Consider the following 10,928-nt stretch of genomic DNA (forward strand, 5'->3'; position numbering starts at 1 on the left):
TCAGCGCCGGGTCGACACCGTCACCGTGAACTTGGGGTCCTGGTCGGCGACCTCCGTGGGGCCGACCACCCGCGACAGGGTCGGCTTGTAGCGCAGCGCGGAGTTGTAGACCGTCCACAGCTCGCCGCCGGGGCGCAGCACGCGCCCGGCCGCGGCGAACAGCCGGTCGGCGACCGTGGTCACCACGGCGGCCCCCACGTGGAACGGCGGGTTGCAGACGACGAGGTCGACACTCGCGTCCGGGACGGTCGCGGCTGCGTCGTCCCGGATCACCCGCACCCGCACGCCGTTGGCCTCGGCGGTGGCTGCCGCCGAGGCGACCGCCGCCGCGGACTGGTCCGCGGCCAGCACGGTGAGCTCCGGCCGACTCCGCGCCAGCGCGACGGCGAGGACCCCGGTGCCGCAGCCCAGGTCGAGCGCCGTGACCGCGCCCGGCGCCATCCCGTCCAGCGAGCGCAGCAGCGCCCGGGTGCCGACGTCGACCTTCGTGCCGGCGAACGCGGCGCCGTGCGCGCGGACGACCAGGTCGAGGTCGGCGTGCCGGTGCTCCTTCGGGAACGACGAGCGGCCGGGCCGCGGGCCGCGGGCGACCAGCACCCGCGACTTCTGCCGGGCCAGCGTCGCGGAGACGTCGTCGAACGAGTCGCGCAGGACGTCGTTCATCGCGTGCGTCATGTGCTTGACCCGCCCGCCGACGAGCACGGTGACGTCCGGCGCCGCGCCGGCGGCGACGACCTCCGCGATCTCGCGCAGCGCGTCGAGCGCCTTGGGCGCCTTGACCAGCACCACCCTGGCCCCGTCGGCCAGGGCCGCGTCCAGCGGCAGGCTCCGGTAGCTGCCGGTCAGGCCCGCGTGCTCGGCGTTGGCGGCGAGCGCCTGCTCGCCGACCAGCAGGTCCTGGTGCACCCGGACGTCGACGGCGCCGTGCAGCGCCACCGCCCCGAGGGTCAGCGCGCCGTACGAGTCGTCGACGACCACCACCTGGCCGGGATCGCACACCGCCAGCGCGGCCGCCGCCTCGTCGAGCAGCAGGCGGTCGGTGGCGTCAACGGCGACCAGGTCGGGCGCCTCGACGTCGGGGGCCCGCCGCAGCAGGTCGAACAGGGGTGCGGACACGGCACCACTGTGCCCCACCCCCTCGGTGAGGCAGCCGGCGCGCTCCGCGGGCAGGATCGGCCGGGTGCCCCTGACCACGCGCGAATGGCAGCTGGCGGCCCGCCCGCACGGCGAGCCGACCCCCGACGACTTCCGGCTCGTGGAGCTCGAGCGCCCCGATCCGGCCGAGGGGCAGGTGGTCGTCCGCATGCTGGCCATGTCGGTGGACCCGTACATGCGCGGGCGGATGAACGCCGGCAAGAGCTACGCCGCCGCGTGGGAGGTCGGCGAGACGATGAAGGGCGGTGCCGTCGGCCGGGTCGTCGCCTCCCGCTCCCCCGCCGTCCCCGAGGGCGCGCTGGTGCTGGCCGACGCCGCCTGGCGGGACGTCGCCGTCCTCGACAGCCGGTCCGTGCGGGTGCTGCCCGACCTCCCCGGGATCCCGCCGAGCTACCACCTCGGGGTGCTCGGCATGCCGGGGCTGACCGCCTGGGTCGGGCTGTTCCGGCTGGCGGGGTTCCGCGCGGGCGACGCGGTGTTCGTCTCCGGCGCCGCGGGCGCGGTGGGCAGCCTGGTCGGCCAGTTCGCCCGCCTCAACGGGGCCTCGGCCGTGATCGGCAGCGCCGGGACACCGGAGAAGGTGCGCTGGCTGCTCGACGACGTCGGCTTCACCGCCGCGTTCGACTACCACGACGGGCCGGTGGCCGGGCAGCTGCGCGCCGCGGCACCCGACGGCATCGACGTCTTCTTCGACAACGTCGGCGGCGAGCACCTTGAGGCGGCGATCGGCGCCTTCCGCGAGCACGGCCGGGCGGCGCTGTGCGGGGCGATCTCCGGCTACAACGCCGTCGAGCCGCAGCCCGGCCCGCGCAACATGTTCATGCTCGTCACCAAGCAGCTCAGCCTCCGCGGCTTCATCGTGGGCGACCACGTCGACCTGCGGGAGGAGTTCGAGCGGGAGGTGACGCGGCTGGTCACCTCCGGCGAGCTGGTCGTCCGGGAGACCGTGCGCGAGGGCCTGGACCAGGCGGTGCCCGCCTTCCTGGACCTCCTGCGCGGCGGGAACACCGGCAAGATGGTCGTCCGGCTCGCCGACGACGAGGGCTGAGTGGCCGAGCCACGCCTGGAGGTCCGGTGGGCCGAGGGGACGACGCGGGCCGTCGCGCTCTTCTGCCACGGGGGCGCGGCGGCCGGTCTGGAGCCGCCCCGCGAGCGGGCGCTCTCGCTGGTGCGCATGCGCGCCGTCGAGCAGTTCGTCGCCGCCGCCGGCGCCGACCGCGGGCTGACCACCTGCCTGCTCCGGTACCGGCTGGCCGGTTGGAACGGGGACGCCGCCGACGCCTTCGCCGACACCCGCTGGGCGCTGGAGCGGATCGCCGAGGAGCACGGCGACGTGCCGGTCGTGCTGGTGGGGCACTCGATGGGTGGCCGGGCGGTGCTGCGGGCCGGGGGCGCCGCCGCGGTGACCGCCGTCTGCGCGCTGGCGCCGTGGACGCCGCCCGGTGAGCCGGTCGAGCACCTGCGCGACCGGACCGTCGCGATCCTCCACGGGCGCGGCGACCGCTGGGTGCCCTCGACGCTGTCGGCGCACTTCGCCGTCCGGGCGCGCCGGGCCGGGGTGCCGGTGGCCCGGTTCACCGTGGCCGGTGGGCACAGCATGGTCCGCCGCGCGCACGCCTGGCACGCCTTCGCCCGCGACGTCGTCCTGGCCGGGGCGGGGTTCGCACCGCTGCGGCCGGACGTCGCCGCGGCGCTGCGGGCCGGCGGCACGGAGGGTCTCGCCGTCCCGCTGGCCGCCTGAGGCGTTCGGCAGCTTCCCTGCGGTCGTCGTCCGCGGAGGCCGTGGTGGGCGGACGCGACCGTCCCTAGCGTTCCCGGCGTGATCGACTGGACGACCGCACCTGCCGACGCCGCCACCCACTTCGCCCGGCGGCTCGCCGTCGAGACCGACGTCAGCGACGTCGCTGCCGCGCTCGACTCCGGGGAGGCGGGCTTCGTGCTGCTCGACAGCCGGAGCCCGGAGGCGTGGGCGCAGGGCCACGTGCCGGGTGCGGTGCACCTGCCCGGCCGGGAGCTCGCCGCGCGGGCCGAGGGCGAGCTGGACCGGTCCGTCCCGGTCGTCACCTACTGCTGGGGGCCGGGCTGCAACGGCGCCACCCGGGCCGCGCTCGCGCTGGCCCTGCTCGGCTTCCGGGTGCGCGAGATGATCGGCGGGTTCGAGTACTGGGCCCGCGAGGGCCTGCCCGTCGCGACCGCCGACGGCGTCACTGCCCGCCCGGCCGACCCGCTCACCGCGCCGGTGGGGATCAGCTGCGGCTGCTGAGCTCCGGCGCGGGGTCGGAGCCCAGCCGGGCCCAGAGCAGCTCGTCGTGCTTGACGCCGTCCCCGTACCGGTAGGAGCGGCGCAGCCGGCCCTCCCGCGTGAACCCCGCCTTCTCGGCCACCCGGCCGGACGCGGTGTTCTCCACGCCGTGGCAGAGCTCCACCCGGTCGATCGGCAGCGCCTCGAACGCCCAGCGGCAGACGGCGTCGACGGCGACCGCCGCCAGCCCACGCCCCCGCGCGGCCGGCGCCGTCCAGTAGCCGACCTCGGCGTCGCCCTGGATCCGGTCGATCGAGTGCAGGGACACCGAGCCCAGGACGGCGTCGTCCGCGGGCTCGACCACGGCCCAGGAGGCGTGGTCGCCGCTGGTCCAGTCCAGCCGCCGGCCGAGCAGGACCAGCGCATCGGTGCGCGAGGAGACCCCGCCGCCGTTCCACAGCCGGATGTCGGGGTCCTGAAACGCCGCCCACACCTCGTCGACGTCGTCCTCCCGCCACGGCCGCAGCAGCACCGGGCCGGCGCGCAGCTCGAAGGGCTCCAGGGGCTCGAACGGCGGGGGTGCGGTCACGCCCCGATCGTTCCCGCACCCCCGGCGCGCGGGCTACTCGGCCGAACCCGGCCGGGTCATCGGCTTGTGGCTCTTGCCGGCGATCGAGTCGGGCAGGATCGCCGACAGCTTGCCCATGAGCTTGCTGGTGACCGAGCCGGCGAAGACCGACGCCTCGCCCTTCATCAGCCCCTCGAAGCCCTGCTTCGCCACCTGGGCCGGGTCGTCCTTGCTGTCCGAGGCGCCGAGCTTGGTGTCCGTGGCGTCGGCCCGGTCGAAGAACTCGGTGTCGGTGGGCCCGGGCAGCAGCGCGGTCACCGTGACGCCGGTGCCGGTCAGCTCCTCGCGGATGCCGAGGGCGAGGAACTGCACGAACGCCTTGGTGGCGGAGTACACCGCCTGGAACGGCTCGGGCGCCTGCGAGGCGACCGACGAGGTGAACAGGATCCGCCCCTCGCCGCGGGCGACCATGTCCTGCACGACGCGCTTGGCCAGGTGGACGGTGGAGGCGCAGTTGAGCTCGACCATGCCCAGCTCGGCGTCGAGATCGGTCTCGGCGAACCGGCCGGCGACGCCGACGCCGGCGTTGAGCGCGGCGGCGTCCAGCGACCGGCCCGAACCGCGGTAGGCAGCGACCAGCCGCTCGACGTCGGCCCGCTTGGTCAGGTCGACGCTCACCGGGGCGACGTTGCCGCCGTAGGTGCGCAGGTGCGCGGTGGCGTCGTCGAGCTCGACGTCCTCCGCGGCGACGATCAGGTCGTAGCCGTGTTCGGCGAACTGCTTGGCCAGCTCGAAGCCGATGCCGCTGGAGGCACCGGTGACGAGGGCGAGCGGGCGGGTGGACTCGGACACGGGGCCTCCAGGACGTTGCGGGAACAGCGCGTCTCCTTCCCCGCGACGCCCGGCCCGAACCCGGCGGGAGAGGCAAGGCTGACCTTGGCCCCGGGGGGCCACGGGTCGGCCCCGGCGTGCCGCCCGGCGGGGGCAGGACAGGAGCGACCGCCCGACCCTCCCCCGCGAAGAGGCCGCCGTGTACCTGTCGAAGACCGAGGCCGCCGTCCTCCCCACCACGCTGGTCGGCGCGCCCCGCCGCACGCCGGTTCCGCCGCCGTCCGGCCGCCGTCGCATCTGGCCGCTGCTCGGCCCGGCGTTCGTCGCCGCGGTGGCCTACGTGGACCCGGGCAACTTCGCCACCAACTTCTCCGGCGGCGCCGCCTTCGGCTACACGCTGCTGTGGGTGATCGTCGCGGCCAACCTCATGGCGATGCTCATCCAGTCGCTCACCGCGAAGCTCGGCCTGGCCACCGGCCGCGACCTGGCCACGAACTGCCGCGACCAGCTGCCCCGGCCGGTCACCTGGGGGCTGTGGCTGCAGGCCGAGGCGGTGGCCATCGCCACCGACCTGGCCGAGATCGTCGGCGGCGCGGTCGCGCTCAACCTGCTGTTCGGCGTCCCGCTGCCGATCGGCGGGCTGATCACCGCCGTCGTCGCCTTCGTCCTGCTGGCCGCCCAGTCGCGCGGGTTCCGGCCGTTCGAGCGGGTGATCTCCGGGCTGCTGCTGGTCATCGGCCTCGGGTTCGGCTACACGCTGCTGGGCGCGGGCGTGGACCCGGCCGGGCTGGCCGGCGGCATGGTGCCCTCGTTCTCCGGCTCGGAGAGCCTGGTGCTGGCCACCGGCATCCTCGGGGCGACGGTCATGCCGCACGTCATCTACGTGCACTCCGCCCTGACGCCGGGCCGCTACGGCGACGTCGTCACCGCCGGCCGCACCCGCGAGGGGCGCGGCCGGCTGCTGCGCGCGCAGCGGCTCGACGTGCTGCTGGCCATGGGGCTGGCCGGGCTGGTCAACGCCGCGATGCTGGTCATCGCCGCGCAGCTGTTCACCGGCCGGGACGACGTCGACTCCCTCGAGGGCGTGCACGCCGGGCTCGGCGACCAGCTCGGGGCCGGCGCGGCGCTGGCCTTCGCCGTCGCGCTGCTGGCCTCGGGGTTCGCGTCGTCGTCGGTCGGGACCCACGCCGGTCAGGTGGTGATGGCCGGGTTCCTCAAGCGGCACATCCCCGTGCTGGCGCGGCGGCTGATCACGCTGGCCCCCGCGCTCGCCGTCCTCGTGCTCGGCGGCGACCCGACGACGGCGCTGGTCTGGTCTCAGGTGGTGCTCTCGTTCGGCATCCCGTTCGCGCTGGTGCCGCTGCTCTGGCTGACCAGCCGGCGCGACCTCATGGGCGGGTGGGTGAACCGGCGGGTCACGACCGTCGCCGGCGCCGTGGTGGCCGCGCTGATCACCGGCCTCAACGCCCACCTGATCCTCGGCTTCGTCCTCTGACGAGCGCCCACCGAGCTTTCGGTACCCAAAGCTGAGTGGAAGACCCGAGCTTTCGGTACCGAGAGCTCGGGATAGGGTGGCCGTCGCAGCACAACTGAACACACACATTCACAGCAGGGGAGCGCTTCGGCGCTGAGAGTGCGGATCTCCGCAGACCCTCGAACCTGATCCGGGTCATGCCGGCGCAGGGAGTCTGGAGGAACACCATGGCCGAGCAGGCCGTCCGTCCGTCGTCGTCCGGTTCCGCGGCCCAGCCGGGCAGCCGCCGCTGGCGCACCGTCGACATCGTCGTCACCGCCGTCCTCGGCGTCGCCTTCGGCGTCGTCTTCTGGGCCTGGGGGCTGCTGTGGGCCGCCCTCGACGCCCCGTTCAGCGCCTTCCCGCCCGCGCAGGCCGTCATGTACGGCGTCTGGCTGCTGCCCGCGGTGCTCGCCCCGCTCATCGTCCGCAAGGCCGGCGCCGGTCTGTTCGCCGAGCTGGTCGCCGGGATCGTCTCCGCGCTGCTGGGCTCGGCCTGGGGGACGCTGACCATCGTCTACGGGCTGCTGCAGGGCGCGGCCGGCGAGCTGGGCTACGCCGCCTTCGGCTACCGCCGCTACGGCTGGCCGCAGGCCCTGCTGTCGGCGCTGTGCGCGGGCCTCATGGCCGCGGTCCTCGACCTGGTCAACTACTACCCGGACTGGACCGCGGGCTGGAAGACCTCCTACGTCGCCCTGGTCGCCCTCAGCACCATGGTGATCGCCGGCGCCGGCGCGATGGCCCTGACCCGCTCGCTGGCCGCCAGCGGCGCGCTCTCGGCGTTCGCGTCCGGCCGCACCCGGGCCTGACGACGGCCGCCGGTCCCGCCGCTCCCGGCCGCACACCGGCCGGGGTGCGGCTGACCGGCTGGGGCTTCCGCTACCCCAGCCGGCACGCCTGGGCTGCCCGCGACGTCGACCTGCGCGTCGACCCCGGCGAGCGAGTGCTGCTCACCGGTCCCTCCGGCGCGGGCAAGTCCACGCTGCTGCACGCGCTGGCCGGGCTGCTCGGCCCCGACGAGGGCGAGCAGACGGGGGAGATCACCGTCGACGGCCGCGCCCCCGCGGAGGCGCGGGCCCGCACCGGGGTCGTCTTCCAGGATCCCGACGCGCAGCTGGTGATGACCCGCGCCGGGGACGACGTCGCCTTCGGGCTGGAGAACGCCGGCGTGCGACCGGAGCGGATCTGGCCCGCGGTCGAGAGCGTGCTCGCGGAGGTCGGCTTCCCCTACGGCCGCGACCGGGCCACCGCGGCGCTCTCGGGCGGGCAGAAGCAGCGGCTGGTGCTGGCCGGGGCGCTGGCTCCGCGGCCCGGCCTGCTGCTGCTCGACGAGCCGACCGCGCAGCTGGACCCCGACGGCGCCGTGCTCGTGCGCGAGGCGGTCGCCCGGGCGACGGGGGCCCGCGACACGACGCTGCTCGTCGTCGACCACGACGCGGAGGCGTGGCTGCCGCTGGTCGACCGGGTCGTCGAGCTCCGCCCCGAGGGCGGCGCCGTCGAGCACGGGCCCGGCTGGCGTCCCGCCCCGCTGCGGCTGCCGGTGCGCACGCCGCGACCGGCCGGTGCGGTGCTGCTGCGCGCGGAGGCGGCCGGGTACACCCACCGGGGCGCCGAGCAGCCCGCGCTGGCCGCGACCGACGTCGCGGTGCCGGCCGGGCGCACCCTGGCGGTCACGGGCCCGAACGGCACGGGCAAGTCCACGCTGGCGCTGCTGCTCGCCGGGCTGCGCCCGCCCACGACCGGCCGGATCGCCGCGGCCCCGGCGCTCACCGCCGGCCTGCGCCGTCCCGACCGGCCCCCGCACCGCTGGCGGGCCGACGAGCTGGTCCGGCGGATCGGCACCGTCTTCCAGCACCCGGAGCACCAGTTCCTCACCGGCCGGGTCCGCGACGAGCTGGCCCTCGGACCGCTGCGCAGCGGTGCCGGCGACGACGCCGCGCACCGGCGGGCCGAGGAGCTCATGGAGCGCCTGGGGCTGGCCGCGCTCGCCGAGGCCAACCCGTTCACGCTGTCCGGCGGCCAGCAGCGCCGGTTGTCGGTCGCCACCGCGCTGGCCACCGATCCGGCGGTCCTGGTCCTCGACGAGCCGACGTTCGGGCAGGACCGCGACACGTGGGGGGAGCTGGTCGCGCTGCTCGCCGAGCAGCAGCGGGACGGCCGGGCGCTGGTGCTCGTCACCCACGACGCCGCCGTCGTGCGCGCCCTGGCCGACGACGAGCTGGCCCTGCAGCCGACGCCGGTGCCCGCATGACCCTGCCGCTCTCGCTCGGCCCGGTGCGCCCGGTGCCGCTCTCGGCCATCAACCCGGTCGCCCAGCTCGGCGCGATCGCCGTCGTGCTGCCCGTGCTGCTGGTGAGCGGCGACCTGCTCACCCCGCTGGTCGTGCTGGCCGCCGAGGTCTGCCTGCTGCCGGCTGCCGGGCTGACCACGCCGCGCACCGTGCTCGCGCGCACCTGGCCGCTGCTGCTCGGCGCGGCGGGGGTGGCCTGGGTCAACGTGCTCTTCGGCGACGCCGGCTGGGCGTCGGGGGTCGCGCTCGCCGTCCGGGTGCTCGCCCTCGCGCTGCCGGGGGTGCTGCTGGTCGCCTCCACCGACCCGGTCCGGCTGGCCGATGCCCTGACGCTGCACTGGCGGGTTCCCACCCGGTTCGCGTTCGGCACGCTCGCCGCGCTGCGGCTGGTGCCGCTGCTGGCCGCCGAGTGGCAGACGATCCGGCTGGCCCGGCGGGCGCGCGGCGTCGAACCGGGCCGGAACCCGGTCGCGCAGGGCCGGTTGTTCGCCGGGACGGCGTTCGCGCTGCTGGTCGCCGCCGTCCGCCGCGGCACCCGCCTGGCCGCGGCCATGGACGCCCGCGGCTTCGACTCGGGGATCGCCCGCACCAACGCCAGAGGGTCCGTGCTGCGCCGTCGCGACGCCGCGTACCTGGCCGGTGCGGTCGCGGTCTGCGCCGCCGCGCTGGCGCTGTCCGTCGCGACCGGCACGTGGGAGCCGGTGTTCTCCTAGTGATCCACAGCACATCGTGTTTGCGGCCGGGGCCAGCGACCCATACGTAGTTGTTTGGCCCGTCAGCTGCACGCCGGGCCGGGGATTGCGAGGGGTCGGACGTGACAGGGCAGGGCGCGGCTTCGGCCTGGCCATCGGCCTCCCCTCCCGCCGCCACCCCCTTCCTGCACTGGGTGCTCCACGAGGTCGCCGAGCTGCCCGCGGTCCGCGCCGAGGTGCGCCGTGCGATCCCGGCCGGCGAGGCCGGGCGCGACGCGCTCGACCAGCTGGTCCTGGCCCTGGACGAGATGGCGTCCAACGCGCTGCGCCACGGCGGCGGGCACGTCGAGGCGGCCGTGCGGACCACTGCGGCCGGCTTCCTCATCGAGGTGGCCGACGCCGCGGCCCACCGGCCGCCCACCCCGGCGGTCGACCGGGACCCCAGCGAGGGCGGCCTCGGCCTCTACCTCATCGCCGAGCTCGCCACCGGGCACGGCTGGTACGTGAGCGACGGCGCCAAGCACGTCTGGGCGCTGCTGCCCCGCGGCTGATCCGCCGCGGTCGGCCGGTCAGGGCGCGACGGCCGGCGGCAGCTTCTGCGGTCCGGCCTCGCGCGGCCGGGGGCGGTCCTCGGGGTGCAGCCGGATGGCCACCAGCGCGACGTCGTCCTGCAGCCCCTCGGGTCGCAGCCGCTCGATGACCTCGTCGCAGAGCACCGCCAGCGGGCGCGCGGCGAGCTCGGCCACGGCCGTGCGCAGCCGCGCGATGCCCTCGTCCAGGGGCAGGTCCCGGCCCTCGACCAGCCCGTCGGTGTACAGCAGCAGCGTCGCCCCGCGCCGCACCGTGACCACGGACTCCGTGCGCCGGGCCGCCGAGTCGACGCCCAGCATCAGCTCGGCCCGCTCGGTGGCCAGCTCCTCGATCCGCCCGTCCTCGTGCAGCAGCAGCGGGGGCGGGTGGCCGGCGTTGGACCAGCGCAGCCGGGTCAGGCCCTGCGCGCGTTCCTCGGGGGTCTGCTCGATGCGGGCGATGGCGCCGGTGGCCATCGTGCCCATCCCGAGACCCTCGATGGCGGCGTCGAGCTCGGCCAGGATCGCCGCGGGGCCGATCCCGTCGCGGTAGCCGATGCCCCGCAGCATGCCGCGCAGCTGGCCCATGGCGGCCGCAGCCGCGGTGTCGTGGCCGACGACGTCGCCGATGACCAGCACTGTCGCGCCGCTGGGCTGGAGGAACGCGTCGTACCAGTCGCCGCCGACCTCGGCCACCTGCACGGCCGGCAGGTACCGCACCACGATCTCCGCGTGGTCCGGTTCGGGCGGCTCGGTCAGCATGCTGCGCTGCAGGCCCTCGGCCAGCCGGCGCTGCTGCTCGTAGAGGCGGGAGTTGTCCAGGGCCAGCGCCACCCGGTCGGCGATGTCGCGGACCGTGGCGACGTCGTCCGGGTCGGCCTGCTCGCGGTCGGCGGAGCGGTAGACGCTGAGCGCGCCGAGCGTCCGGCCGCGGGCGGACAGCGGCAGCGTCACCGCCGACCGGGGGGGCCAGCTGCCAGAACGCGTCGCTGACCTCACCGGGCGGGAGCGTGTGCCCCACGGCGGCCGGCACGTCGGCCACCTCGCGCAGCTGGCCGGAGGCCAGCG

The 10,928-nt window shown here is 76.1% G+C and carries 12 protein-coding genes and 1 riboswitch; of the genes, 8 read left to right on the plus strand and 4 right to left on the minus strand.

Features of this window, described 5'->3' with window-relative positions; genetic code table 11:
* Positions 1-1,116 (minus strand): class I SAM-dependent methyltransferase, encoded by a 1,116-nt coding sequence (locus DQ241_RS00325; RefSeq protein ID WP_113828860.1) that lies wholly within the window; start codon positions 1,114-1,116, stop codon positions 1-3.
* A 64-nt stretch (positions 1,117-1,180) separates the two neighbouring features.
* On the opposite strand from DQ241_RS00325, the gene DQ241_RS00330 reads away from it, so the two are divergent.
* The 3 genes from DQ241_RS00330 to DQ241_RS00340 all read left to right on the plus strand — a co-directional run bounded on the left by DQ241_RS00330 (position 1,181) and on the right by DQ241_RS00340 (position 3,418).
* On the plus strand, positions 1,181-2,203 hold the full coding sequence (locus DQ241_RS00330; RefSeq protein WP_113828861.1) for an NADP-dependent oxidoreductase: 1,023 nt from the start codon (positions 1,181-1,183) through the stop codon (positions 2,201-2,203).
* Positions 2,204-2,896: an alpha/beta fold hydrolase gene (locus tag DQ241_RS00335; RefSeq protein ID WP_113828039.1), complete on the plus strand. Its 693-nt coding sequence runs from the start codon at positions 2,204-2,206 to the stop codon at positions 2,894-2,896. It begins immediately after the preceding gene.
* Between the two features lie 78 nt (positions 2,897-2,974).
* On the plus strand, positions 2,975-3,418 hold the full coding sequence (locus DQ241_RS00340; RefSeq protein WP_199583941.1) for a rhodanese-like domain-containing protein: 444 nt from the start codon (positions 2,975-2,977) through the stop codon (positions 3,416-3,418).
* On the opposite strand, the gene DQ241_RS00345 is transcribed toward DQ241_RS00340, so the two are convergent.
* Positions 3,402-3,986, minus strand: coding sequence for a GNAT family N-acetyltransferase (locus DQ241_RS00345; RefSeq protein WP_233492103.1), 585 nt, complete (start codon positions 3,984-3,986; stop codon positions 3,402-3,404). The two genes, DQ241_RS00340 and DQ241_RS00345, sit on opposite strands and share 17 nt — an antisense overlap.
* A gap of 33 nt (positions 3,987-4,019) precedes the next feature.
* Entirely contained in the window at positions 4,020-4,817 is a 798-nt protein-coding gene (locus DQ241_RS00350; RefSeq protein WP_113828041.1) for an SDR family oxidoreductase, read from the minus strand.
* Between the two features lie 178 nt (positions 4,818-4,995).
* Between DQ241_RS00350 and DQ241_RS00355 the strand changes: the two genes are divergently transcribed.
* The 5 genes from DQ241_RS00355 (at position 4,996) to DQ241_RS00375 (ending at position 9,842) form a co-directional block, all read left to right on the plus strand.
* Entirely contained in the window at positions 4,996-6,291 is a 1,296-nt protein-coding gene (locus DQ241_RS00355; protein ID WP_113828043.1) for an Nramp family divalent metal transporter, read from the plus strand.
* 105 nt (positions 6,292-6,396) lie between these two features.
* Positions 6,397-6,500, plus strand: a riboswitch (TPP riboswitch).
* A complete protein-coding gene (locus DQ241_RS00360) occupies positions 6,498-7,118 on the plus strand; it encodes an ECF transporter S component (protein ID WP_113828045.1) in 621 nt (206 codons plus the stop codon). (Overlaps the previous riboswitch by 3 nt.)
* 44 nt (positions 7,119-7,162) lie before the next feature.
* On the plus strand, positions 7,163-8,560 hold the full coding sequence (locus DQ241_RS00365) for an ABC transporter ATP-binding protein (RefSeq protein WP_233492104.1): 1,398 nt from the start codon (positions 7,163-7,165) through the stop codon (positions 8,558-8,560).
* Positions 8,557-9,312, plus strand: coding sequence for an energy-coupling factor transporter transmembrane protein EcfT (locus DQ241_RS00370; protein WP_113828047.1), 756 nt, complete (start codon positions 8,557-8,559; stop codon positions 9,310-9,312). The genes DQ241_RS00365 and DQ241_RS00370 overlap by 4 nt, the downstream gene beginning before the upstream one ends.
* Before the next feature lie 173 nt (positions 9,313-9,485).
* A complete protein-coding gene (locus DQ241_RS00375) occupies positions 9,486-9,842 on the plus strand; it encodes an ATP-binding protein (protein ID WP_233492105.1) in 357 nt (118 codons plus the stop codon).
* A gap of 18 nt (positions 9,843-9,860) precedes the next feature.
* Here DQ241_RS00375 and DQ241_RS20970 read toward each other — a convergent pair whose 3' ends face one another.
* Positions 9,861-10,814, minus strand: coding sequence for a PP2C family protein-serine/threonine phosphatase (locus DQ241_RS20970; protein ID WP_233492106.1), 954 nt, complete (start codon positions 10,812-10,814; stop codon positions 9,861-9,863).
* Between the last annotated feature and the right edge of the window lie 114 nt (positions 10,815-10,928).

Source organism: Blastococcus sp. TF02A-30 (assembly GCF_003319185.1).
Lineage (GTDB): Bacteria > Actinomycetota > Actinomycetes > Mycobacteriales > Geodermatophilaceae > Blastococcus.

What these genes read in the sequence shown, in the direction of transcription:
- DQ241_RS00360 (WP_113828045.1), top strand. Translation starts at nt 6,498, where the DNA reads ATGGCCGAGCAGGCCGTCCGTCCGTCGTCGTCCGGTTCCGCGGCCCAG.
- DQ241_RS00370 (WP_113828047.1), top strand. Translation starts at nt 8,557, where the DNA reads ATGACCCTGCCGCTCTCGCTCGGCCCGGTGCGCCCGGTGCCGCTCTCG.